Annotated in this window: 21 protein-coding genes, 8 tRNA genes and 2 rRNA genes; all 31 read left to right on the top strand. The window is 35.4% G+C overall.

The genetic code is table 11. The features are described 5' to 3' along the window. Positions 1–9 precede the first annotated feature (9 nt). Positions 10–384 (top strand): RidA family protein, encoded by a 375-nt coding sequence (locus BTJ66_RS11305; protein ID WP_099091051.1) that lies wholly within the window; start codon positions 10–12, stop codon positions 382–384. A 64-nt stretch (positions 385–448) separates the two neighbouring features. Continuing rightward, positions 449–757 (top strand): septation regulator SpoVG, encoded by a 309-nt coding sequence (spoVG, locus tag BTJ66_RS11300; protein ID WP_099091050.1) that lies wholly within the window; start codon positions 449–451, stop codon positions 755–757. Positions 758–1,225: 468 nt separating this feature from the next. After that, positions 1,226–2,581 (top strand): bifunctional UDP-N-acetylglucosamine diphosphorylase/glucosamine-1-phosphate N-acetyltransferase GlmU, encoded by a 1,356-nt coding sequence (glmU, locus tag BTJ66_RS11295; RefSeq protein WP_099091049.1) that lies wholly within the window; start codon positions 1,226–1,228, stop codon positions 2,579–2,581. Positions 2,582–2,733: 152 nt separating this feature from the next. Further along, on the top strand, positions 2,734–3,699 hold the full coding sequence (locus BTJ66_RS11290; protein WP_099091048.1) for a ribose-phosphate diphosphokinase: 966 nt from the start codon (positions 2,734–2,736) through the stop codon (positions 3,697–3,699). 132 nt (positions 3,700–3,831) lie between these two features. Beyond that, positions 3,832–4,497: a 50S ribosomal protein L25/general stress protein Ctc gene (locus BTJ66_RS11285; RefSeq protein ID WP_099091047.1), complete on the top strand. Its 666-nt coding sequence runs from the start codon at positions 3,832–3,834 to the stop codon at positions 4,495–4,497. A 193-nt stretch (positions 4,498–4,690) separates the two neighbouring features. After that, positions 4,691–5,263 carry an aminoacyl-tRNA hydrolase gene (gene pth, locus BTJ66_RS11280; protein ID WP_099091046.1) on the top strand — a complete coding sequence of 191 codons (573 nt, stop codon included), beginning with the start codon at positions 4,691–4,693 and terminating at the stop codon, positions 5,261–5,263. Further along, positions 5,260–8,772 carry a transcription-repair coupling factor gene (gene mfd / locus BTJ66_RS11275; protein ID WP_099091045.1) on the top strand — a complete coding sequence of 1,171 codons (3,513 nt, stop codon included), beginning with the start codon at positions 5,260–5,262 and terminating at the stop codon, positions 8,770–8,772. The genes pth and mfd overlap by 4 nt, the downstream gene beginning before the upstream one ends. Further along, positions 8,762–10,315: a polysaccharide biosynthesis protein gene (locus BTJ66_RS11270; protein WP_099091044.1), complete on the top strand. Its 1,554-nt coding sequence runs from the start codon at positions 8,762–8,764 to the stop codon at positions 10,313–10,315. The genes mfd and BTJ66_RS11270 overlap by 11 nt, the downstream gene beginning before the upstream one ends. Continuing rightward, positions 10,315–11,508 (top strand): MazG nucleotide pyrophosphohydrolase domain-containing protein, encoded by a 1,194-nt coding sequence (locus BTJ66_RS11265; RefSeq protein ID WP_099091043.1) that lies wholly within the window; start codon positions 10,315–10,317, stop codon positions 11,506–11,508. The genes BTJ66_RS11270 and BTJ66_RS11265 overlap by 1 nt, the downstream gene beginning before the upstream one ends. Then, the gene (locus BTJ66_RS11260) at positions 11,505–11,768 is read left to right on the top strand and encodes an RNA-binding S4 domain-containing protein (protein ID WP_099091042.1); all 264 of its coding nucleotides are present in this window, start codon (positions 11,505–11,507) and stop codon (positions 11,766–11,768) included. The genes BTJ66_RS11265 and BTJ66_RS11260 overlap by 4 nt, the downstream gene beginning before the upstream one ends. 18 nt (positions 11,769–11,786) lie before the next feature. Then, positions 11,787–12,185 carry an FtsB family cell division protein gene (locus BTJ66_RS11255; protein WP_099091041.1) on the top strand — a complete coding sequence of 133 codons (399 nt, stop codon included), beginning with the start codon at positions 11,787–11,789 and terminating at the stop codon, positions 12,183–12,185. Positions 12,186–12,284: 99 nt separating this feature from the next. Then, the gene (locus BTJ66_RS11250; protein WP_099091040.1) at positions 12,285–12,683 is read left to right on the top strand and encodes a S1 domain-containing RNA-binding protein; all 399 of its coding nucleotides are present in this window, start codon (positions 12,285–12,287) and stop codon (positions 12,681–12,683) included. Between the two features lie 210 nt (positions 12,684–12,893). Then, the gene (tilS, locus tag BTJ66_RS11245) at positions 12,894–14,183 is read left to right on the top strand and encodes a tRNA lysidine(34) synthetase TilS (RefSeq protein ID WP_167380392.1); all 1,290 of its coding nucleotides are present in this window, start codon (positions 12,894–12,896) and stop codon (positions 14,181–14,183) included. Between the two features lie 4 nt (positions 14,184–14,187). Then, on the top strand, positions 14,188–14,727 hold the full coding sequence (gene hpt, locus BTJ66_RS11240) for a hypoxanthine phosphoribosyltransferase (RefSeq protein WP_099091038.1): 540 nt from the start codon (positions 14,188–14,190) through the stop codon (positions 14,725–14,727). A 307-nt stretch (positions 14,728–15,034) separates the two neighbouring features. Then, positions 15,035–17,125: an ATP-dependent zinc metalloprotease FtsH gene (gene ftsH, locus BTJ66_RS11235; RefSeq protein WP_099091037.1), complete on the top strand. Its 2,091-nt coding sequence runs from the start codon at positions 15,035–15,037 to the stop codon at positions 17,123–17,125. A gap of 206 nt (positions 17,126–17,331) precedes the next feature. After that, a complete protein-coding gene (gene hslO / locus BTJ66_RS11230) occupies positions 17,332–18,222 on the top strand; it encodes an Hsp33 family molecular chaperone HslO (RefSeq protein WP_099091036.1) in 891 nt (296 codons plus the stop codon). Between the two features lie 145 nt (positions 18,223–18,367). Next, entirely contained in the window at positions 18,368–19,300 is a 933-nt protein-coding gene (gene cysK, locus BTJ66_RS11225; protein ID WP_099091035.1) for a cysteine synthase A, read from the top strand. A gap of 217 nt (positions 19,301–19,517) precedes the next feature. Beyond that, a complete protein-coding gene (gene folP / locus BTJ66_RS11220) occupies positions 19,518–20,321 on the top strand; it encodes a dihydropteroate synthase (protein ID WP_099091034.1) in 804 nt (267 codons plus the stop codon). Next, on the top strand, positions 20,299–20,667 hold the full coding sequence (folB, locus tag BTJ66_RS11215) for a dihydroneopterin aldolase (protein ID WP_099091033.1): 369 nt from the start codon (positions 20,299–20,301) through the stop codon (positions 20,665–20,667). Before folP ends, folB begins: the two co-directional genes overlap by 23 nt. Then, on the top strand, positions 20,664–21,143 hold the full coding sequence (folK, locus tag BTJ66_RS11210; RefSeq protein WP_099091032.1) for a 2-amino-4-hydroxy-6-hydroxymethyldihydropteridine diphosphokinase: 480 nt from the start codon (positions 20,664–20,666) through the stop codon (positions 21,141–21,143). Before folB ends, folK begins: the two co-directional genes overlap by 4 nt. Positions 21,144–21,654: 511 nt before the next feature. Next, positions 21,655–23,142, top strand: a complete 1,488-nt coding sequence (gene lysS, locus BTJ66_RS11205; RefSeq protein WP_099091031.1) for a lysine--tRNA ligase — start codon at positions 21,655–21,657, stop codon at positions 23,140–23,142. 502 nt (positions 23,143–23,644) lie between these two features. Then, positions 23,645–23,759, top strand: a 5S ribosomal RNA gene (gene rrf, locus BTJ66_RS11200). Positions 23,760–23,783: 24 nt separating this feature from the next. Beyond that, positions 23,784–23,859 (top strand) — tRNA-Val (locus tag BTJ66_RS11195). A 13-nt stretch (positions 23,860–23,872) separates the two neighbouring features. Continuing rightward, positions 23,873–23,948 (top strand) — tRNA-Thr (locus BTJ66_RS11190). Between the two features lie 6 nt (positions 23,949–23,954). Continuing rightward, positions 23,955–24,027: transfer RNA gene (locus tag BTJ66_RS11185), tRNA-Lys, on the top strand. 14 nt (positions 24,028–24,041) lie between these two features. Beyond that, positions 24,042–24,116, top strand: a tRNA-Gly gene (locus BTJ66_RS11180). Positions 24,117–24,123: 7 nt separating this feature from the next. After that, positions 24,124–24,212: transfer RNA gene (locus BTJ66_RS11175), tRNA-Leu, on the top strand. A gap of 13 nt (positions 24,213–24,225) precedes the next feature. Beyond that, positions 24,226–24,302, top strand: a tRNA-Arg gene (locus BTJ66_RS11170). A gap of 28 nt (positions 24,303–24,330) precedes the next feature. Then, positions 24,331–24,404, top strand: a tRNA-Pro gene (locus tag BTJ66_RS11165). 16 nt (positions 24,405–24,420) lie between these two features. Continuing rightward, positions 24,421–24,496 (top strand) — tRNA-Ala (locus BTJ66_RS11160). A 150-nt stretch (positions 24,497–24,646) separates the two neighbouring features. Further along, a 16S ribosomal RNA gene (locus tag BTJ66_RS11155) occupies positions 24,647–24,735 on the top strand; the annotation flags it as partial.

Here is a 24,735-nt window from a genome sequence, read left to right as displayed (position 1 = left end):
TTCGACATCATGAAAGTTATTAATACTAAAAAGGCACCCGAAGCGTTGGGGCCGTATTCGCATGCAACAGAAATTAACGGACTTGTGTTCACATCGGGACAAATCCCTTTGAACTTAAAAGGAGAAATTGTTAGCGACGATGTAAAAGAGCAAACGAAACAAGTTTTAGAAAATTTAAAAGTTGTGTTAGACCAAGCTGGGTCAGATTTAGATTCAGTTATTAAAGCTACTATTTTCATTGCTGATATGAATGAATTTCAAAATATAAATGAAGTTTATGGCAATTACTTTAGTAATCATCAACCGGCGAGAAGTTGTGTTGAAGTGGCAAGACTGCCCAAAGATGTTAAAGTTGAAATAGAATTAATAGCGAAGGTAAAATAAGGATTTATAATTTTTAATAAAATTGTTAAGCTTCTAACAAAGAGATACTAGGGGGGCTCACTACATGAAAGTGACAGATGTAAGACTTAGAAAGATACAAACAGATGGAAGAATGAAAGCACTTGTGTCAATTACACTAGACGAATCATTTGTTGTACATGACTTACGAGTAATTGAAGGCAACACAGGTCTATTCGTCGCAATGCCGAGTAAACGTACACCAGATGGTGAATTCCGAGACATCGCTCATCCAATAAACTCAGAAATGAGACAAGAAATACAAGATGCAGTGATGAAAGTATATGAAGAAACTGATGAAGTTATCCCTGATAGAAATGCGCAATCATCAGATGATTCTGAAGAAGAAGCTTAAATAAAATACGAACAGCTATTTGAGTGGAGTTAGTTGTTCCGAGATGGATTTCTATTTAGATAGAAATCCATTTTTTTGGTTTTTTTAATCATTAGAAAATTAAAATGAAATTAAGTAATATTTTAAAAAGGTGACAGAAATGATTTGTTTATAGAACAATCTTATGTAGTTAAGTTATGCGCAATTGATTTTAGTTTAATATTTCTTATAACAAGAAGTATAAGTACAGTTATGATGATATTTTAGTGAAAAGAAATAGCTAAAAGGTAGAAATATTTGAGATATTCAAATAAATAGTGAAGCGGTTGCATCTTAGTACAAAGATGACAAATAAAGGGCTACAGTTTTAAAATTTTAGCGATGAAAATATTTCTATTATATAACATTGGTGCATTGAGCCTTGAAAGTGTGACTAGCGTTAAATTATAATAAGAAAGAAGTGTATATTTTAATGGAGGGTTAACATACATGCAAAGACATGCAATAGTACTTGCAGCCGGCAAAGGTACGCGTATGAAATCAAAGAAATACAAAGTACTACATGATGTGGCAGGTAAATCGATGATTGAACATGTTACTGATAATGTGAGGCAGTCTGGTATAGACCAGCTTGTTACAATTGTTGGACATGGCGCAGAGAGTGTAAAAGAGACACTAGGTGATGCATCGCTTTATAGTTTCCAAGAAGAACAATTAGGTACGGCGCATGCTGTGAAAATGGCAAGTGAACACTTAAGCGGAAATCAAGGGACGACATTAGTGGTTTGCGGAGATACACCGTTAATTACAACAGCAACATTGAAGTCATTGATTGAACACCACGAGCACAATCAAGCACAAGCAACTGTTTTGTCAGCAACAGCAGAAAATCCATTTGGTTATGGACGTATATTACGCGATTCAAAAGGACATCTAGTCAAAATTGTAGAGCAAAAAGATGCTACAGATACAGAACAGCAAATTAATGAAATTAGTTCAGGTATTTTTGCATTTGATAATCAAGTGTTATTCGATAAATTAGAATTAGTTAAAAATGATAATGTACAGAATGAATATTACTTGCCTGATGTACTTTCCTTAATTTTAGAAGACAGTGGTATTGTTGAAGTTTATCATACGAACGATTTTGAAGAAATCATGGGTGTGAATGATAGAATCATGCTAAGCGCAGCAGAAAGTGTATTTAGAACACGCATTAATGAACAACACATGAAAAATGGTGTAACCATAATTGATCCCGCCACTACTTATATCGGTGCTAACGTAAAAATTGGTGAAGATACAGTGATTGAACCGGGTGTGAAGCTCGCTGGAAATAGTGAGATTGGTGAAGATACTGTGATTGGACAGTATACAGAAATTACAAATAGCAAGATAGGTTCTAATGTAACAATTAAGCAATCTGTGATTAATGAAGCGATGGTAGATGATTATGCTACGATAGGTCCATTTGCTCAACTTCGTCCAGGTGCAGATTTAGGTAAAAAAGTAAAAGTTGGAAACTTTGTTGAAGTTAAAAAATCAGTGATTAAAGCAGGAGCCAAATTGCCTCATTTAAGTTATATTGGCGATGCTGAAATAGGAGAAAGAACAAATGTTGGATGTGGTTCCATTACGGTTAATTATGATGGTATCAATAAATTCAAGACGGTCATTGGTAATGATTCATTTATAGGGTGTAACACAAATCTAGTTGCACCAATCACTTTAGGTGATCGTTCATTTATAGCTGCAGGTTCAACAATCACTGATAATGTACCAGAAGACAGTTTGGCATTAGCCAGAGCTAGACAAACAACCAAAGAAGGTTATTTGAAAAAATAAAGACAAATGTTTAGACAAGCATGCTTAAACTGTTAAAATTAATATAATTCAAGCAAAGATAAACTTAACAAATGATTATGTTGCTGAGCGATATAAGTTTTGCCTTGTCTATAAACCAAAACGAATTGAAAGAAATAATTGGAGGACTATAAATGTTAAACAATGAGTATAAGAATTCTGCTTTGAAAATATTTTCTTTGAAGGGTAATGAACCATTAGCCCAAGAGGTGGCAGATCATGTTGGAATTGAATTAGGGAAATGTTCTGTAAAACGTTTCAGTGACGGAGAAATTCAAATCAATATCGAAGAAAGTATTCGTGGTTGTGATGTATTTATTATTCAGCCAACATCAAATCCAGTTAATTTACATTTAATGGAACTGTTAATTATGATAGATGCTTGTAGACGCGCATCTGCAGCGAATATTAATATCGTTGTTCCATATTATGGCTATGCACGTCAAGACAGAAAAGCTCGTAGTCGTGAACCAATTACAGCAAAACTTGTTGCAAACTTAATTGAAACTGCTGGCGCAGATCGCATGATTGCATTAGATTTACATGCACCCCAAATACAAGGGTTCTTTGATATGCCAATTGACCACTTAATGGGTGTGCCAATCTTAGCACAATACTTTAAAAATGAAACAGACATCGATCCTGAAGAGTGCGTTGTTGTATCTCCAGACCACGGTGGTGTGACAAGAGCACGTAAACTTGCAGATATACTTAAAACACCTATCGCTATTATAGATAAACGTCGTCCAAAACCAAACGTTGCAGAAGTGATGAACATCGTCGGTGAAATTGAAGGTCGCACAGCAATTATAATTGATGACATTATCGATACTGCCGGTACCATTACATTAGCTGCCCAAGCATTGAAAGATAAAGGCGCGAAAGATGTATATGCTTGTTGTACACATCCAGTATTATCTGGACCTGCAAAAGAACGTATTGAAAACTCAGCTATTAAAGAACTTGTAGTTACCAACTCCATTCAATTAGATGAAAAACGTAAACCAGCGAATACTAAAGAATTATCAGTTGCTGGATTATTAGCTCAAGCAATTATTCGCGTATACGAACGCGAGTCTGTTAGTGTGTTATTTGACTAATCTCTAATATAAATGTATAATAACTTTCGTTCGTGAAATATCACGACAAATAAACATTTGCAAGCAACAAGATGTTGATGGGCAAATGAGGAGCTCATAGATAGAGCGCATTATGAAAGGTGGAAACTGAATATGGCTTCATTAAAGTCAATTATTCGTCAAGGTAAACAAACACGTTCAGACCTTAAAACACTAAGAAACACTGGTAAAGTACCAGCAATCGTGTACGGTTATGGTACAAAAAATACTTCTGTTAAAGTAGACGAAGTAGAATTTATCAAAGTTATCCGTGAAGTTGGACGTAACGGTGTAATCGAATTAGGCGTAGGTTCTAAATCTATTAAAGTAATGGTTTCAGACTACCAATTCGATCCACTTAAAAACCAAATCACTCATATTGACTTCTTAGCGATCAATATGACTGAAGAACGTACTGTTGAAGTACCAGTTCAATTAGTAGGTGAAGCTGTTGGTACTAAAGAAGGTGGCGTTGTTGAACAACCATTATTTAACCTTGAAGTTACAGCTACTCCAGATAATATCCCTGAATCAATTGAAGTTGATATCAGTGAATTAGAAATTAATGATAGTCTTTCAGTTGAAGACATCAAAGTTTCTGGTCAATTCACTATTGAAAACGAAGCAAGTGATTCAATCGTAACAGTAGTTCCTCCAACAGAAGAGCCTACTGAAGAAGAAATCGAAGCAATGGAAGGCGATTCAGCTACTGAAGAACCAGAAGTTGTAGGCGAAGAAAAAGAAGATGAAAGTGACGAAGAACAAAAAGAAGAAGAATAATTTTTCTTTAATGTTCATGTCATGTGTTGATGAAATCAATACAATATTATCTTATAAAAAGCACCATGCTTAATACATTAAGCAGGTGCTTTTTTATGTTATTATAGTGAATGATACAAAATACATGACTTATAAAGGATAAAAATTTATATAAATTTTAGATGGAGAGAGCACAACGAGCGGAGGTAACGAAATGAAATGTATTGTAGGTCTAGGTAACATAGGTAAACGCTTTGAACAAACAAGACACAATATTGGGTTCGAAGTGATAGATTACATGTTAGATCAGAATAATTGTTCTTTAGATAAACAAAAATTCAAAGGGGCGTATACGATAGAGCGTGTTGCTGGTGAAAAAGTGATGTTCATTGAACCAATGACTATGATGAATTTATCCGGCGAAGCAGTAGGCCCTCTAATGAAATACTATGATATTGATATTGATGATTTAATTGTTTTATATGATGATTTAGATTTACCACAAGGTGAAATTAGGCTTAGACAAAAAGGTAGTGCAGGTGGCCATAATGGTATGAAATCAATCATTCAAGTATTAGGGACGGACCAATTCAAAAGGATTAGAATTGGCGTAGACAGACCCTCAAATGGCATGGCCATTGTAGATTATGTCTTGCAAAAATTTTCGAAACAAGAAATGGAAACAATGAATAAAGTAATAGAACATTCTGCACGAGCTATCGAAGCTTATATAGAAAGTGATCGATTCGACCGTGTGATGAATGAATATAATGGTGAGATTAAGTGAAATCAATAATTACAGAGTATATAAACGAAGACAAACGATACCAAGAATTAAACGAAGTGTTCGGTAAAGAAAATGTGTTAGTAACGGGACTATCCGGAGCGGCAAAAGCGACAATCATTGCTGAAAAATATTTGGATAGTACTAAACAATTGCTCGTTGTTACAAACAATCTTTATCAAGCAGATAAGTTAGAAAGTGATTTACTGCAATTTGTAAATGCTGAAGCTATTTATAAATATCCCATGCAGGATATTATGACAGAAGAATTTTCAACACAAAGCCCTCAATTCATGAGTGAACGCGTGCGTACGCTAACGGCACTTGCTCAAGAAGAGAGAGGGTTATTCATCGTACCTTTAAATGGTTTGAAAAAATGGCTCACACCGGTAGAAATGTGGAAGTCTCACCAATTGACGCTATCTGTTGGTGATGATGTAGATATTGATGCATTGTTAAAAAAACTTGTGAATATGGGCTATCGTAGAGAAAGCGTGGTATCACATATTGGTGAATTTTCATTACGTGGTGGGATTGTAGACATCTACCCTTTAATTGGAAAGCCAGTGCGAATTGAATTTTTTGATACAGAAGTAGATTCAATTCGTGATTTCGATGTAGAATCACAACGTTCTGAAGGGAACATTGAACAAGTTAATATAACAACTGCAAGTGATTATATTATTACAGAAGATGTGTTGAAGCATACAAAACAAAAACTAAAAGAGGCTTATGAAGATACACGTCCAAAAATTGAAAAATCTGTAAGAAATGAATTGAAAGAAACGTACGAGAGTTTTCAATTATTTGAATCAGAAATGTTTGATCATCAAGTATTACGTAGACTCGTTGCGTTCATGTATGAACAGCCAGCAACCATTGTGGATTACTTTAAAGATGACGCCATCATAGCTGTAGATGAATTTAATAGAATTAAAGAAACTGAAAGTACACTAGTATCTGAAACAGACGAATTCATGCAAAATTTAATAGAAAGCGGGAAAGGTTTTATAGAACAAAGTTTTTTACAATATGATGCCTTTGAAAATTTATTGAAACCTTTTGCTGTAACGTATTTTACATTGTTTACTGCAACGATGCCTGTGCAATTAAATGAAATAATTAAATTTTCATGTAAACCAGTTCAACAGTTTTATGGTCAATATGATATTATGCGTTCTGAATTCCAAAGATTCATGCAAAATGATTATACAGTTGTCGTACTGGCTGAAACAGAAACAAAAAAAGAACGCATTCAAGCTATGTTAAATGAAATGCATATACCGACATTTATTGATACACCAAGTCATCGTAATGAAGGCGGTAGCGCCATCATTACAGAAGGTAGTTTATCAGAAGGCTTTGAGTTGCCTTATATGCAGTTAGTTGTAGTAACAGAACGAGAATTATTTAAATCTAAGCAAAAGAAAAAACCAAAACAACAAAAAACATTAACGAATGCTGAAAAAATCAAATCATATCAAGATTTAAAAGTTGGCGATTATGTCGTTCATGTTCATCACGGTGTTGGTAAATATCTAGGTGTTGAAACATTAGAAGTAGGCGGCGTACACAAAGATTATATTAAATTGCAATATAAAGGGACAGACCAGTTGTTTGTCCCTGTCGATCAGATGGATCAAGTCCAAAAATATGTCGCGTCAGAAGATAAATCACCTAAGTTGAATAAACTTGGCGGTACAGAATGGAAAAAAACGAAAGCCAAAGTACAACAAAGTGTTGAGGATATGGCTGATGAATTGATAGAACTGTATAAAGCACGGGAAATGTCTGTTGGCTATCAATTTGGACCTGATACGGCGGAACAAAATGAATTTGAAATTGATTTCCCTTACGAACTTACACCAGACCAAAGTAAGTCTATAGAAGAAATCAAACAAGATATGGAAATTGAACGTCCAATGGATAGATTGCTATGTGGAGACGTAGGTTATGGTAAGACGGAGGTCGCTGTGCGTGCAGCATTTAAAGCTGTTATGGAAGGGAAGCAAGTTGCCTTTCTTGTACCAACTACGATACTTGCCCAACAGCACTATGAAACATTAATTGAACGTATGCAAGATTTCCCTATAGAAGTACAACTTATAAGTCGATTTAGAAGTACCAAAGAAGTAAAGGAAACTAAGGAAGGGTTGAAATCAGGATTCGTTGATATTGTTGTAGGTACACACAAATTGTTAGGTAAAGATATTCATTATAAAGACTTAGGGTTGCTCATTGTGGATGAAGAGCAACGTTTTGGTGTACGTCATAAAGAACGTATTAAATCTTTAAAGAACAATGTAGATGTACTCACATTAACTGCAACACCTATACCACGTACATTACACATGAGTATGTTAGGTGTCAGAGATTTATCAGTGATAGAAACGCCGCCTGAGAACCGTTTTCCTGTGCAAACTTATGTCCTAGAGCAGAATACTAATTTTATAAAAGAAGCATTGGAACGAGAACTATCAAGAGATGGTCAAGTATTCTATCTTTATAATAAGGTGCAATCTATTTATGAGAAAAGAGAACAATTACAGATGCTTATGCCGGATGCAAATATCGGTGTCGCACACGGCCAAATGAATGAACGAGATTTAGAAGAAACGATGCTTAGCTTTATTAATCATGAATACGATATTATTGTTACTACAACGATTATTGAAACTGGCGTCGATGTACCCAATGCGAATACATTGATCATTGAAGATGCAGACCGCTTTGGACTAAGTCAGCTGTACCAGTTAAGAGGACGTGTAGGTCGGTCGAGTCGAATTGGTTATGCTTATTTCTTACATCCTACGAACAAAGTGTTATCTGAAACTGCAGAAGACCGCTTGCAAGCCATAAAAGAATTTACCGAATTAGGTTCAGGTTTTAAAATAGCTATGCGAGATTTGAATATTCGTGGTGCAGGTAATTTATTAGGTAAACAACAACATGGCTTTATCGACTCTGTCGGTTTCGATTTATATTCTCAAATGTTGGAAGAGGCTGTTAATGAAAAACGCGGTGTGAAAGATGAAAAACAAGATGCACCTGAAATTGAAATAGAACTTAATATCGATGCTTATTTACCAGCTGAATACATTCCTAATGAACAGGCTAAAATTGAAATCTACAAAAAATTGCGTAAAATTGAAAGTGAAGCACAATTACTGGATGTTAAAGATGAGTTGATTGATCGTTTCAATGATTATCCAGTAGAAGTAGAAAGATTATTAGAAATGATGGAGATTAAAGTTCATGCATTACATGCTGGCGTAACATTAATCAAAGATACCGGTAAAAAGGTAGAAGTTTATTTATCAGAAAAAGGAACGACTGACATCAATGGCGAAGCTTTATTTAAACAAACGCAACCATTAGGACGCACTATGAAAGTAGGTGTTCAAGAAGGTAAAATGAAAGTGACATTAAATAAAACTGGCAACTGGTTAGACAGCCTGAAATTCTTAACAAAAAGCTTAGAAGAAAGCATGGTTATACCTGATGAAATCTAAAATAGACAAGCCCTCTGCTTTTAATGGTGTAGTCGTACTTACATTAGCACTTATCGTGGTTAAAATATTAAGTGCAATATATCGAGTGCCTTATCAAAATATATTAGGTGATGAAGGATTGTATGCGTATCAACAAATCTACCCAATTGTTGCGTTAGGTGTTATTTTAACAATGAATGCAATACCAAGTGCGGTTACACAAATCTTTGGTGGCGATGGTCATGCTCATCAGTACATGAAAGTTTTAGTGCGGTTGCAGATTTTTAGCGCTATTTTTTTCTTAATGTTGTTCATTTGTGCAAAATGGATCGCAACCTTTATGGGAGATGTCAATCTTGCACCCATGTTAAGAGCGGCGAGCTTTAGCTTCTTATTTGTAGGTATATTAGGCACTTATAGAGGATATTATCAAGCACAACAAAATATGAACATCCCTGCTATTTCCCAGGTTATAGAACAATTTATTCGTGTTGGTATTATAATTGTGGCAATTGTATTATTTGTGACGCAACAATGGTCATTGTATGCTACTGGCGCTTTAGCGATTGCTGGGTCTGCGTTTGGCTTTTTAGCTTCAAGTATGTATCTTTTATTGAAGCGGCCTTTCAAATGGAATGTACTCAAATCACAAGATGACGTCAATACAAATGCTATTGCTTGGCGAAAATTAGCATTGTCTATTGTAATTTTTGCGGTAAGCCAACTTATTGTCATCGTTTGGCAAGTTGTCGATAGCTTTACAGTCATTCATGCACTACAGCGTACAGGTTTGAGCCTACAAGCTGCTGCTACACAAAAAGGTATCTATGACCGGGGGGCATCCTTTATTCAAATAGGGTTGATAGTTACTACGACGTTTTGTTTTGTACTTATTCCGTTGCTCACAGATGCGATTAAAGTGAATAACAATGTACGCATCAACAGATATGCGAATGCTTCGGTTAAAATTACTATATTGTTTAGTGTGGCCGCAGGTATCGGTTTGATTAATTTGTTACCTATCATGAATAGCGTGTTCTTTAAAACCGATAGTCAGACTGGAACGTTAGCAGTATATATGCTTACAGTTATATTTGTATCGCTTATTATGATGGACATTGCGTTATTACAAGTGCAAAATCAGGTGCGTTCAATCTTGCTAGCATTTCTTATTGGTGTTATCAGTAAAGCGATTTTAAATGTGTTATTGATTCCTCAGTTGTTTATGTTAGGTGGGAGTATCAGCACAGTACTTTCACTTATCTTATTCGCTACGATTTTACATTTTCGCGTATCGAAGTATTATCGATTTAGGAAAATGCAAAATTTTGTCTTAAAATTAATTGTTACAATGTTGATATTATCCATTGCCGTTCAACTAGCAATGTGGTTGATTCCTACACAGGGACGTGTGGCAGGTTTGATGGAATTAATAGTTGCAGCAAGTATCGGTGTTACCGTAATTATCATCGCGATAATTCACACACAATTATTAAGTTATAAAGAGTTGAAACACTTACCATTGGGCGATAAGCTCATCTATATGAAAAGAGGGGAACGATAATGACTGGTAAAATAACGATTGTTGGATTAGGGAATTACGGAATTGATGAACTACCCTTAGGCATATATAAAGTTTTGAAGAATCAAACAATGGTTTACACGCGTACGTTAGATCATCCTATCATCGACACTTTGATTTCTGAAGGTATCGAATTTCAAAGTTTTGATGAAGTATATGAAGCTAATAATGGTTTTGAAAATGTTTATGAAGCGATTGTGTCTCAACTTATTACTGCTGCACGTCAAACAGACGTTGTTTATACAGTTCCAGGCCATCCACGTGTTGCTGAGACGACTACTGTTAAGTTAGAGGCATACGCACATCAATATGATGATATTCAAGTTGAAGTATTAGGTGGGAAAAGTTTCATCGATGATATCTTCGAAGCGGTTAAAATAGACCCAAATGATGGTTTCACATTACTTGATGCTACATCGTTGAATAGCGAACAGCTGAACATTCGAACACATACACTGATTACGCAGGTATATAGTCCTATGACAGCTGGAGATTTAAAGATAACGTTAATGGAGCGTTATGATGATGAACAGCTTGTAACAATCGTTGATGGTGCACATAGTAGCGGTGCCCATGTAATTGACACACCACTATATGAATTAGACCATCATGCTGAAGTGTTTAATAATGTGACAAGTGTATTTATTAAACGTGTAGAAAATGACCAAACGTATATGAGTGATTTTTATTATGCTGCAGGTATTATAGACAGACTTGTAGATGATGAAATTGGGTGCCCATGGGATAAAATACAAACACATCAAACGTTAAAGCGTTATTTATTGGAAGAAACATTTGAATTGTTTGAAGCAATAGATAATGAAGACGATTGGCATATGATTGAAGAGCTTGGTGATATACTATTACAAGTACTACTGCATACAAGTATTGGGAAAAAAGAAGGCTATTTTGATTTAAACGAAGTGGTGCAAAGTTTATCTGAAAAAATGATACGTAGGCATCCACATATTTTCGGAGAAGCACACGTAGAAAATGAGGAAGATTTATCGCTGATTTGGGAAAAGGCAAAAGCAAAAGAAGGAAAAGTGCAACGCGTGAAATTTGAAAAAGTGTTTGCAGAGCATTTCATGAAGTTGTATGATAAAACAAAAAATATGTCGTTGGATGAGACTGCTTTAAAACATTTTTTAGAGCAAGGAGGAGATAAATCATGAGACTAGATAAATACCTTAAAGTATCGAGACTAGTAAAACGTCGTACATTAGCGAAAGAAATTAGTGATCAAGGTCGAATAACGGTTAATGGTTCAGTTGCCAAAGCTGGAACAGATGTGAAAGTGACCGATGAGCTCGTTATTCGTTTTGGACAAAAAATTGTAACAATAAACGTCACAGGATTAAGTGAACATGCAACGAAGGAAAATGCAAAAGGCATGTATGAGATTATTAAAGAAGAAAAAGTTGGCGGAGAATAATGAAGGAGGTGACAAGCATTGAGTAAAAAAGTTGAAAATATCGGAAATACATTCACCTCTTCTGAAAATAAAAAGAAACAAAAGCAAAAATTGAGAAGACGTGTGGTACGTAGACGTATCACTTTGTTTGGTGGTATACTACTCGCTATTATAATCATTTTGTGTATCATGCTTGTCACTCAAAAGCAAAGCAATAATGATGATGCTGTAGAACGACAACAAAAAGAAGAAAAATATCAAAAGCAACAAGATGAAGAATTGGCATTAAAAGAACAATTAAATAACTTAAACGATAAGAGTTATATAGAAAAGGTTGCACGAGATGACTATTATTTAAGTAATGATGGTGAAGTTATTTTCAAGCTGCCTAATGACAAATCAGAAGCCGGATCGAAATCATCTAAGGAAGATAAATAGTTAAAATTATTTTTTGCATCATAATACCATTGTTAATTTATGCAAACAGGCATATAATAAGGTTAAAATCGAAACAAATCGGGAGGATTTATTTACAATATGTCAATCGAAGTAGGAAACAAGCTTAAAGGTAAAGTCACTGGTATTAAAAAGTTTGGCGCTTTCGTCGAACTTCCAGAAGGAAAAAGTGGCTTAGTTCACATAAGTGAAGTTGCAGATAATTACGTTGAAAACGTAGAAGATCATTTATCTGTTGGAGATGAAGTTGAAGTTAAAGTGTTATCAATTGCTGATGACGGTAAAATCAGTCTATCTATTAAAAAAGCAAAAGATCGTCCACGCAGACCTCAAAGCAAACCAAGTTATAAACAACCACAACCAAAAGGTGAAGACTTTGAAAAGAAATTAACAAATTTCTTAAAAGATAGTGAAGATAAATTAACTTCTATCAAACGTCAAACTGAATCAAGACGTGGCGGAAAAGGCGCTAGACGTTAATAAATAGATAATACAACTATTTCTTATACAACTAACTGATTTATTGAGAAGCAAGTACACTCAATAATTCCAATATTAAGCTTGAGCGTAACAATCTAAGACTGTTTTCTTAATTGAGGAAACAGTCTCTTTTTTGTTGTAATATAGACTTGTTTTATAGATGTGAGGTTAATTGTTGAAAGATATAAAGTAAGTGGGAGGTAAATAAAGTTGGATGTTAATACTAAGGGTTGGACGAAAGACAAGCACATTGTATTGGCGGTTTCTACAGGTGTAGACAGCATGGTATTACTACATGAGTTAATCACAAGTTTGAAACATTCATACTCGAAATTGACCTGCTTACACGTAAATCACAACATTCGCCCGATTGCTAAACAAGAAGAAGCATTTCTTAAACAATACTGTGAAGAACATGAAATTGAACTTTATGTTAAACACTTAGACTTATCAGCAGTTATTGAAAAAGGTAATAGTATTGAAAATGAGGCAAGAATAGCACGTTATCAATGGTTTGACTTGATGATGGAAGAATTAAATGCAGATGTTTTGTTGACGGCGCACCATCAAGATGATCAAATTGAAACTATTTTTTATCGTTTGATGACTGGGCGTTCTTCGAGAAGTAGTCTGGGAATGTCATATCAAATGACTCGAGAACAATATCATGTGTGTAAACCATTGTTAACAACAACGAAATCTGACATACGTGAATATCAAATCACGCATGATGTACCTTATTACGAAGATGAAACAAATGCACAAAACCATTACGTGAGAAATGATATCCGTAATCGTATTTTGCCTTCAATAAATAAAAATAAACATCTAGATACAGCGCAATTAATTAAATTAAAAGATTGGCATGATGAGCAACTTGAAGTAATAGACAAAGAAGCGATAGAATTTATAAACCATGCAATAGATAAACATCCGGATACATGTCACTATCAAATATCAAGATTACAATTTTTAAATTTAAGGTATAGTGTCAAAATGGCTGTATTAGATAAAATATGTGAAAAACTTCAAATCACACGGCCTATAACTGAAAAAACTTATAATGAATGGTTTCAAAAACTTGAAGGAAATTTGACCCAATGCACATTATATACAACAGATAAATGGATTATTCATATCGCATATGATAAATTTATAATAATGGCAAATTATGATGTGAGATATTCTCCGACTAAGATTACTCACCCTGGTACATACAACTATAGTCATTATCATATTGACATTAAAGATGATTTTCCAACAGAAGACTTTCCTTTGGTTATCCGTACACGGAGAGATGGCGACAAATTTAAGTTGAATGGTGTGAAAGGTCACAAAAAGATAAGTAGATTGCTTATTGATTATAAAATCGTTCACTCCGAGCGAGATCAGTTACCTGTCATTGTTAATGTTAAAAATGAGATTATTGCTGTTGGCACATTATATTTACAAAATAAATACAATCAATTAATTTTTATACGAGATATGGGAGAGGAATGAAAAAATGCGAGATGATTTAAAGGAAATACTGTTATCAGAGGAAGATATTCATCAAATATGTAAAGATTTAGGTGAAGAAATCACCCAAGCTTATAAAGGGAAACCACTTGTGTGTATCGGCATATTAAAAGGTTCGGTCATGTTTATGGCAGATTTAATTAAATATATTGATACACATTTAGCTATCGATTTCATGGATGTATCAAGTTATCACGGAGGCACAGAATCAACTGGGGAAGTTCAAATTCTAAAAGATTTAAGTGCTTCTATTGAAAATAAAGATGTGCTAATTATAGAAGATATTTTAGAAACTGGAACAACGTTGAAATCTATCACTGAATTATTGGAGTCACGTCGTGTCAATTCACTTGAAATTGTAACTTTACTTGATAAACCTAATCGCCGTAAAGCAAACATTGAGGCTAAATATGTAGGGAAAAAGATTCCAGATGAATTCGTTGTTGGATATGGTTTAGATTACGCTGAAAATTACCGTAACTTACCGTATATTGGAACACTTAAGCCAGAAATTTATTCAAAGTAAGCAATTCAATTTTGTGAAATGAAAAATTATTATATAATGTAAGTCTAAGCGTAATTATGTTAATCCAATGAGTAAATGAGTTCATGTCAATAAATGTTATTGTAAATAAATACATAAAATTATGGTGGCTTGTATCGGATTGTGATGTAATTAATATGGAACTTTTAAGCATTTGGGACAATTAAAAATTTAAAATAGAGCATTGAAAATTGTAAACATAGCATAAAAGTTGAAATACTAGCCGTAAGCTAACGGATTATGTTACAATTTTTGTTAGTTTTATTATTGAAGTAGGAGGAAACGACGCATGCAGAAAGCCTTTCGTAATGTGCTTGTTATCGCAATTATTGGCGTTATAATATTTGGTTTGTTTTCGTTTTTAAACGGAAATGGTAATATGCCAAAACAACTTACGTATAACCAATTTGTGAAACAGCTAGATAAAGGTGATTTAAAATCACTTGAATTACAGCCTGAACAAAACGTATATATGGTAAGTGGTAAAACAAAAGATGACAAAGAATATTCTTCAACAATTTTATATAACAACGATAAAGAATTAGAAAAAATAACTGATAGAGCACAAAAACAAGATGGTCTGAAATTTACAGTTAAAGAAGAAGAAAAACAAAGCGTATTTGTAAGTATTTTAACAACATTAATTCCAGTATTAATTATTGCATTATTATTTATTTTCTTCCTAAGCCAAGCCCAAGGTGGCGGCGGTGGCGGCGGCCGTATGATGAACTTTGGTAAATCTAAAGCTAAAATGTACGATAGCCAGAAAAAACGCGTACGCTTCTCAGATGTAGCTGGTGCAGATGAAGAAAAACAAGAATTAATTGAAATTGTCGATTTCTTAAAAGACAACAAACAATTTAAACAAATGGGATCAAGAATTCCAAAAGGTGTTCTATTAGTAGGACCTCCAGGTACTGGTAAGACGTTACTTGCACGTGCGGTTGCCGGTGAAGCAGGCACACCATTCTTCTCAATTAGTGGTTCTGACTTTGTTGAGATGTTTGTTGGTGTTGGTGCAAGTCGTGTACGTGACTTGTTTGAAAATGCTAAGAAAAATGCACCATGTATTATTTTCATAGATGAAATTGATGCAGTTGGCCGTCAACGTGGTGCTGGTGTTGGTGGCGGACATGATGAACGTGAACAAACGCTAAACCAATTATTAGTTGAGATGGATGGTTTTGGTGAAAATGAAGGTATCATCATGATTGCTGCGACTAACCGTCCTGATATCTTAGACCCAGCATTACTACGTCCAGGTCGTTTCGATAGACAAATTCAAGTTGGTCGTCCAGACGTTAGAGGACGTGAAGCAATTCTTCATGTACATGCTAAGAATAAACCGCTGGATGAAACCGTTGACTTAAAAGCAGTTTCTCAAAGAACACCAGGTTTCTCAGGTGCGGATTTAGAGAACTTACTTAACGAGGCATCATTAGTTGCTGTTCGTGAAGGCAAGAAAAAAATTGATATGCGTGATATAGAAGAAGCTACTGACCGTGTCATTGCGGGTCCAGCTAAAAAATCTCGTGTCATTTCAGAGAAAGAGCGTAACATCGTCGCTCACCATGAAGCAGGTCATACTATTATTGGTATGGTACTTGATGAAGCAGAGGTTGTTCATAAAGTAACCATCGTGCCGCGTGGACAAGCAGGCGGTTACGCAATGATGTTACCTAAACAAGATCGCTTCTTAATGACTGAACCAGAATTATTAGATAAAATTTGTGGCCTGCTCGGCGGACGAGTTTCAGAAGATATTAACTTTAACGAAGTCTCTACAGGCGCTTCTAATGATTTTGAGCGTGCAACACAAATTGCGCGTCAAATGGTTACAGAATACGGTATGAGTAAGAAACTTGGACCGATTCAATTCTCAAGCAGTAGCAATGGTCAAGTCTTCTTAGGAAAAGATATGCAAGGAGAACCAGAATATTCTGGACAAATTGCTTATGAAATTGACAAAGAAGTACAGCGTATTATTAAAGAGCAATATGAGCGTTGTAAAGACATCCTGCTAGAACACAAATCACAATTAATTTTAATTGCTGAATCATTATTAACTGAAGAAACATTAGTTGCTGAACAAATACAATCATTATTCCATGATGGCGTATTACCAGAAGTTGACTATGACGGTGCCAAAGTTGTAGAAGAGGAAAATAATGACTTCGAAGACGGTAAATACGGTAAATCATACGAAGACGTACGTAAAGAGCAATTAGACAATAGCGATGACGATCAACAAGAAGATCACAAAGATGGAGAATCTACAGACAATGAACAAGATGGTGATGATTCAGAGCCAACTGGCCATGAACAAGCACCTGATATTGATAGACCAGGTAATCCTAATGATCCAAATCGTCGAAATTAAAGACTGAATTTAAAACTTCCTTCTACTATCAGACAAATTAGTAGAAGGAAGTTTTTTGTTTAAACAGTTTAGGTTACAAACAGATATTTCGCAATTTTTGCTAAGAAGGCTTAAAATAAATTGCGTTAAAATAAAGTAACGCAATAGACATCAAAATTAAATGATTTATAATAAAAATAGTTAATACTAAAGGAGAAATTTAAAAAATGACGAATGATTATATCGTTAAAGCTTTAGCATTCGGAGGGCAAATCCGTGCATACAGCGCTTTAACAACAGAAAGTGTACAAGAAGCACAAACAAGACATTATACGTGGCCGACAGCATCTGCAGCACTTGGTCGTACGATGACTGCAACACTAATGATGGGAGCAATGCTGAAAGGTGATCAAAAATTGACAGTTACAGTAGATGGTCAAGGTCCTATTGGCAAAGTTATTGCAGACGCAGACGCTAAAGGTAATGTAAGAGGTTATGTTACAAATCCACAAACCCATTTTCCTTTAAATGATAGTGGGAAATTAGACGTTAGTCGTGCTGTTGGCACAAATGGTTCGTTAACAGTTGTTAAAGATGTTGGTTTGAAAGATTATTTTTCTGGGTCTAGCCCACTTGTTTCTGGCGAACTAGGAGACGATTTTACGTACTATTTCGCTAAAAGTGAACAGGTACCTTCCTCAGTGGGATTAGGCGTACTGGTTAATCCGGATAATTCAATTAAAGCTTCAGGAGGTTTTTTAATTCAAGTTATGCCAGGAGCGGATGATGAAACGATTACGCGACTAGAAAATGCTATTAAACAAATGACTCCTGTTTCTAAATTAATTGATCAAGGCTTATCACCAGAAGCATTACTCTTTGAGATACTGGGAGAAGAAAATGTACAAATCTTAGAAACTCTTCCTGCGCAGTTTGAATGTAATTGTGGACATGATAAATTCTTAAACGCGATTAAAGGCTTAGGAAAAGCTGAAATTCAGAGTATGATTTCTGAAAATCACGGTGCAGAAGCTGAATGTCACTTCTGTAGAAATAAGTACCAATTCTCTGAACAAGAGTTGCAAGGATTGTTAGAAAATATGCAACAAAACAGTTAGAATATAAGATGAAACACATTATGTTTGGTTAAAGTTCTCGTAATAAGTTTTTACAGTTGTATTTACAGAAAAATCTGATAAAATAGAATGCATATCCGATTAGAAAAGTAGGTTTTAAACTTTTTAATGAAAAGGAGCAATACTTATGACAAACAAACCAGTAGATAATATTGTAGAAGTGATTGGTAACACACCAGTAGTTAAATTAAATAATGTGGTAGATGGAGACATTGCCGATGTGTACGTTAAGCTTGAATATCAAAATCCAGGCGGTTCTGTAAAAGACCGTATTGCATTAGCAATGATTGAAGAAGCTGAAAAAGAAGGTAAAATCAAACCCGGAGATACAATCGTTGAACCTACAAGTGGTAATACAGGTATTGGTCTAGCATTTGTTTGTGCTGCCAAAGGTTATAAAGCGGTATTCACTATGCCTGAAACAATGAGCCAAGAGCGTCGTAATTTATTAAAAGCTTATGGTGCAGAATTAGTATTAACACCTGGTTCTGAAGCTATGAAAGGCGCGATTAAAAAAGCAAAAGAGTTAAAAGAAGAATACGGTTACTATGAACCGCAACAATTTGAAAATCCGGCTAATCCTCGTGTTCATGAATTAACGACAGGCCCTGAATTAGTTAAACAATTTGAAGGTAAGACAATTGATTCATTCTTAGCTGGTGTAGGCACAGGTGGTACACTTAGTGGTGCTGGTAAAGTGTTGAAAGAAACATATCCAGATATTAATTTGGTTGCGATTGAGCCAGAAGATTCACCAGTATTAAGTGGTGGCGAACCAGGTCCGCATAAATTACAAGGTTTAGGTGCCGGATTTATTCCAGACACTTTAGACGAAAATATCTACGATGAAGTTGTTCAAGTAGGAAATGAAACTGCAATGGATATGGCACGTAAAGTTGCCAAAGATGAAGGAATCTTATGTGGTATTTCATCAGGTGCTGCGATTTATGCTGCGATTGAAAAAGCAAAACAATTAGGAAAAGGTAAAACAGTTGTTACAGTATTGCCAAGTAATGGTGAACGTTACCTTTCTACTCCTTTATTCGCTTTTGATGACTAGTCAACGATGATATGAGATAAACCGGACACACACATGGGTGTCCGGTTTTTTGTTTATGTTAACTTTTATGTAGTTCAGTATAATTAAAATGTATAGAGCGCAATTGGTAGCAATTGGAATAAGAGATACTGAAAAAATCAAAAATTAACGTTATTATAGAAATAAGATAATAACATAAAGAAAAATCATTTTATAAGCGAAAGGAAGCCAAATGATTATGACACACACAAAAATTATGGGTATTTTAAATGTTACACCGGATTCGTTTTCAGATGGTGGTAAATATAATACAGTTGATGATGCAGTGAGAAGAGCGGAGGAAATGGTAGACGAAGGTGTAGATATCATAGATATTGGTGGCATATCTACCAGACCAGGATACGAAGAAATTAGTGTGAATGAAGAACTGGAACGTGTACTACCCGTAGTAAAAGCATTAAATCATTTAGAAGTACAACTTTCAATTGATACATACAGAAGTGAAGTAGCAGAAGAAGCAATGAAACTAGGTGCTACTATGATTAATGACCAATGGGCAGGCATACATGATGCACATATTTTCGATGTAGTTGCAAAGTACGGTGGCGAAATTGTATTAATGCACAATGGGGATGGTCAAAGAACAGAACCAGTGGTTGATGAAATGCTAGTCTATTTACTTAAACAAGCGAATAAGGCAGAAATGGCTGGCATCCCGCAACATAAAGTTTGGATTGATCCAGGAATTGGATTTGCAAAGACACGTGAAGAAGAAAAGGAAGTAATGGCACGTTTAGATGAACTAGTGGCTACAGGTTATCCAGTCTTATTGGCAACAAGTAGAAAAAGATTTATTAAAGAAATGATGGTTGGAGAGACAACACCTACTGAACGAGATGAAGCGACAGCTGCAACAACTGCCTATGGTATAATGGCAGGCGTTAGAGCGGTTAGAGTTCATAATGTCGCATTAAACGTACGATTAGGACAAAGTATGGATTATTTAAAGGAGAATGACGATGAGAGACACAATATTTCTTAATGGTATGAAATTTTATGGTTATCATGGTGCGCTGTCGGCTGAAAATGAAATCGGGCAAATATTCATTGTAGATGTCACGTTGAAAGTTGACTTAAGTACTGCTGGCCAATCAGATGATGTTAAAGATACAGTTCATTATGGTGAAGTGTTTGATGAGGTTAAAGAAATTATGGAAGGTGACGCAGTAAATTTATTAGAGCATCTTGCTGAACGTATTGCAAAACGTATAAATTCACACTATAATCGTGTAATGGAAACGAAAGTCAGAATCACTAAAGAGAATCCGCCTATACCAGGTCATTACGATGGTGTTGGTGTTGAAGTGGTGAGGGAGAATCACGCATGATATACGCATATTTGGGGTTAGGAAGTAATGTTGGAGAGCGAATGACCCAATTAGAAGAAGCGGTCTCTATTCTAAATCATAAAGCAGGTATTGAAGTCACTCAGACATCACCGATTTATGAAACTGAACCAGTTGGTTATCTGGACCAACCACGGTTTTTGAATCAATGTATCGAAGTCCATACGAGTTTGAATCCACACGAGTTATTGAAGGCGTGCTTAGATACTGAGCAACAATTGCATCGAGTCAGAGACATACGTTGGGGACCAAGAACGATAGATGTGGATATATTATTATATGGAGAGCACACGATTAATGAAACAGACTTAGTTGTGCCACATCCTCGTATGAAGGAACGTGCATTTGTACTTATACCGTTAAATGACATAGCAGCGAATATGATTGAACCAAATTTAAATAGAAAAATCGGAAGTTTAGTGACTTCAGATGACTCAGTTAAGAAATATAAAGATTAAAAGGCATTTAATAATTAATTATGAAGCGGTAAGTGTTAGATTGTGATTGCTAACAACGGCATTGGTAGTTGAAAGTGTTCATTCATCTGTACGTCAGAGCATGATGTTAAAGCCAGTTAAGCCACATAGTTATTTAACTTAATAACAAGATCCTATACCATTATTTAACAGAAACTTATTATGTGTTAATAGATCATTAGTCACATGGTTCATTGTGTATTAATTGGGGAATGTACTGATAAATAAAGAAATCATAGAAAAAAGTTGAAATAGCTTTATTCCATTTCCATCGTCTAGTAGAATTGAAGAGTGAGAAAGTTGGAATGAGGGAAGTGTATATTAATCACTTGTCAATTTGCGAACATGTCTAATTCATATGAAGTATAGATAAAGAAGAACTTCAGTAAGTTGAAAATGATTAACAAATGATAAATGTCTGTCTAATATTCCAAGTAGAGGTCCAAGTAGTAAAAAATAAAAGTAGAACAAGAAGCATAAAGGAGAGAAAGTTATGTCAGAAGAAATGAATGACCAAATGCAGGTGCGTCGTCAAAAATTACAAGAATTATATGATTTAGGTATAGATCCTTTTGGGCAAAAATTTGACCGTACTTCAATGGCTACCCCATTACATGAAGATTGGGACCAATTTAATAAAGAAGAGCTACATGAAAAAGAAGATGAAAGTCATGTAAGTATTGCTGGTCGTTTAATGACTAAACGCGGAAAAGGTAAAGCGGGCTTTGCTCACGTTCAAGACTTAAGTGGTCAAATACAAATATATGTAAGAAAAGATCAGGTTGGAGAAGACCAATTTGAAATATGGAATTCTGCAGATCTTGGAGATATTGTAGGTGTGGAAGGCGTAATGTTTAAAACAAATACTGGTGAACTATCAGTAAAAGCCCAATCATTTACGTTGCTAACAAAAGCTTTACGACCATTGCCAGATAAATTCCACGGTTTACAAGATATAGAACAACGTTATCGTCAACGTTATCTTGACTTAATTACAAACCAAGATAGTACACAAACATTCATTAATCGCAGTAAAATATTGCAAGAGATGCGTAATTATTTGAATCAACAAGGATTTTTAGAAGTAGAAACGCCTATGATGCATCAAATCGCAGGTGGTGCAGCTGCACGCCCGTTCGTCACGCATCATAATGCATTAGACGCTACTTTATATATGAGAATTGCAATTGAATTACATTTGAAACGCTTAATCGTAGGCGGTTTAGAAAAAGTATACGAAATAGGACGCGTATTCAGAAATGAAGGCGTATCTACAAGACATAACCCAGAATTTACTATGATTGAATTATATGAAGCTTACGCAGATTATCACGATATTATGGATATCACAGAAAATATGATTAGACACATATCTGAAAACGTTCTTGGCACTGCGAAAGTAACATATGGCGAAGAGACGATAGATTTAGAATCTAATTGGAAACGAATCCATATGGTCGATGCTGTTAAAGAGGCAACGGGTGTAGATTTCTTTAACATTCAAAGTGATGAAGAAGCGAAGACAGTTGCAAAAGAACATGGTATTGAGATCACAGACAATATGAAATATGGTCATATTTTAAATGAATTCTTTGAACAAAAGGTAGAAGAAACTTTAATTCAACCTACGTTTGTATATGGCCATCCAATAGAAATATCTCCACTGGCTAAGAAAAATGCGGATGACCCAAGATTTACTGACCGTTTTGAGTTATTTATCGTAGGTAGAGAACACGGTAATGCATTTACTGAATTAAATGACCCAATCGATCAAAGAGAAAGATTTGAAGCTCAATTAGTAGAAAAAGAACAAGGTAATGATGAAGCGCACGAAATGGATGAAGACTTTATCGAAGCTTTAGAATACGGCATGCCGCCTACAGGTGGATTAGGCATCGGTATTGATAGATTAGTTATGCTACTTACAGATTCTGCATCTATTAGAGACGTCTTGTTGTTCCCATACATGAGACAAAAATAGTAAACACTTTAAAGTAAATAAACAAAATTCATTTTAATCGGATTAATCTTATGACTTCATATATTGAAGCATAAGGTTGATCCTTTTTTACATCAATTTATGAGATTAAGTCTTGTCTGTGTATAAAAATGAATAAGCTATTTAAGTCATGAATTCAATTCATATAAGTAATAAGAAACATTTATGTATTATTCGTCTATAAAATTATAAAAATAAACTAAAAAAGGGATGGCAAACATAGTTTCTATGTGGTAAGATAATTCAAGTCGAGTTAAGAAAACGAGATATAGCTAACTTAATGTAACGAAAAAATTTTAGCAAATGTTTTAAAACTGTTGACTTAGATGGTGAAACGTTGTAATATATAAAAGTCGTCAAAAACGAGTTGTTACATATCATATATTCGAGTAAAGATCTTGTAAAGAAAATTTGAAGATAGTGTAAAATTAACTATTGCAAATGATTATTAAACAATGTATCATTAATTGAGTAAGTTATTTTGTCTGGTGGCAATAGCAAAGAGGTCACACCTGTTCCCATGCCGAACACAGAAGTTAAGCTCTTTAGCGCCGATGGTAGTCGGACTTACGTTCCGCAAGAGTAGGACGTTGCCAGGCTTTGTAATCGAATTGATTTCATGTGGAGGATTAGCTCAGCTGGGAGAGCATCTGCCTTACAAGCAGAGGGTCGGCGGTTCGAACCCGTCATCCTCCACCATTTCAAATGAATAGCCGGCCTAGCTCAACTGGTAGAGCAACTGACTTGTAATCAGTAGGTTGGGGGTTCAAGTCCTCTGGCCGGCACCATTTCATGAGCCATTAGCTCAGTTGGTAGAGCATCTGACTTTTAATCAGAGGGTCAGTGGTTCGAGCCCACTATGGCTCATCCAGTTTCATTTTGCAGAAGTAGTTCAGCGGTAGAATACGACCTTGCCAAGGTCGGGGTCGCGGGTTCGAATCCCGTCTTCTGCTCCATTATTTTGCCGGGGTGGCGGAACTGGCAGACGCACAGGACTTAAAATCCTGCGATAAGTGATTATCGTACCGGTTCGATTCCGGTCCTCGGCACCATCATTTTAATAATGCGCCCGTAGCTCAACTGGATAGAGTACTTGACTACGAATCAAGAGGTTACAGGTTCGACCCCTGTCGGGCGCACCATTTTTAAAATGTATTTAATTTAATATTACGGGAAGTAGCTCAGCTTGGTAGAGCACTTGGTTTGGGACCAAGGGGTCGCAGGTTCGAATCCTGTCTTCCCGACTCTTTTGAAATTTATGGGGGCTTAGCTCAGATGGGAGAGCGCCTGCTTTGCACGCAGGAGGTCAGCGGTTCGATCCCGCTAGTCTCCACCATATTGATTATTATTGAAGAAATGAACATTGAAAACTGAATTGCAATATGTCAACGTTAATTCCGAACGCAACATTAAATTGTTGGTTCAAAACAAGTGTTAGAGATAACACAAATTAGTATTTTATGAGCTAATCAAACATCATAATTCATTTATGGAGAGTTTGATCCTGGCTCAGGATGAACGCTGGCGGCGTGCCTAATACATGCAAGTCGAGCGAACAGATAAGGAGCTTGCTCC

Origin of the sequence: Staphylococcus edaphicus, from assembly GCF_002614725.1 — a bacterium.
Taxonomy (GTDB): domain Bacteria; phylum Bacillota; class Bacilli; order Staphylococcales; family Staphylococcaceae; genus Staphylococcus; species Staphylococcus edaphicus.
Note: the sequence above shows the minus strand (reverse complement) of the source record. Positions and strands in the feature narration are given on the sequence as shown.

Coding starts and splice junctions, on each gene's coding strand:
- BTJ66_RS11265 (WP_099091043.1), top strand. CDS start 10,315: ATGACTGGTAAAATAACGATTGTTGGATTAGGGAATTACGGAATTGAT.
- folP (WP_099091034.1), top strand. CDS start 19,518: ATGACACACACAAAAATTATGGGTATTTTAAATGTTACACCGGATTCG.
- BTJ66_RS11260 (WP_099091042.1), top strand. CDS start 11,505: ATGAGACTAGATAAATACCTTAAAGTATCGAGACTAGTAAAACGTCGT.
- ftsH (WP_099091037.1), top strand. CDS start 15,035: ATGCAGAAAGCCTTTCGTAATGTGCTTGTTATCGCAATTATTGGCGTT.
- hpt (WP_099091038.1), top strand. CDS start 14,188: ATGCGAGATGATTTAAAGGAAATACTGTTATCAGAGGAAGATATTCAT.
- BTJ66_RS11285 (WP_099091047.1), top strand. CDS start 3,832: ATGGCTTCATTAAAGTCAATTATTCGTCAAGGTAAACAAACACGTTCA.
- pth (WP_099091046.1), top strand. CDS start 4,691: ATGAAATGTATTGTAGGTCTAGGTAACATAGGTAAACGCTTTGAACAA.
- folK (WP_099091032.1), top strand. CDS start 20,664: ATGATATACGCATATTTGGGGTTAGGAAGTAATGTTGGAGAGCGAATG.
- cysK (WP_099091035.1), top strand. CDS start 18,368: ATGACAAACAAACCAGTAGATAATATTGTAGAAGTGATTGGTAACACA.
- folB (WP_099091033.1), top strand. CDS start 20,299: ATGAGAGACACAATATTTCTTAATGGTATGAAATTTTATGGTTATCAT.
- BTJ66_RS11270 (WP_099091044.1), top strand. CDS start 8,762: ATGAAATCTAAAATAGACAAGCCCTCTGCTTTTAATGGTGTAGTCGTA.
- glmU (WP_099091049.1), top strand. CDS start 1,226: ATGCAAAGACATGCAATAGTACTTGCAGCCGGCAAAGGTACGCGTATG.
- lysS (WP_099091031.1), top strand. CDS start 21,655: ATGTCAGAAGAAATGAATGACCAAATGCAGGTGCGTCGTCAAAAATTA.
- BTJ66_RS11305 (WP_099091051.1), top strand. CDS start 10: ATGAAAGTTATTAATACTAAAAAGGCACCCGAAGCGTTGGGGCCGTAT.
- hslO (WP_099091036.1), top strand. CDS start 17,332: ATGACGAATGATTATATCGTTAAAGCTTTAGCATTCGGAGGGCAAATC.
- BTJ66_RS11250 (WP_099091040.1), top strand. CDS start 12,285: ATGTCAATCGAAGTAGGAAACAAGCTTAAAGGTAAAGTCACTGGTATT.
- spoVG (WP_099091050.1), top strand. CDS start 449: ATGAAAGTGACAGATGTAAGACTTAGAAAGATACAAACAGATGGAAGA.
- BTJ66_RS11290 (WP_099091048.1), top strand. CDS start 2,734: ATGTTAAACAATGAGTATAAGAATTCTGCTTTGAAAATATTTTCTTTG.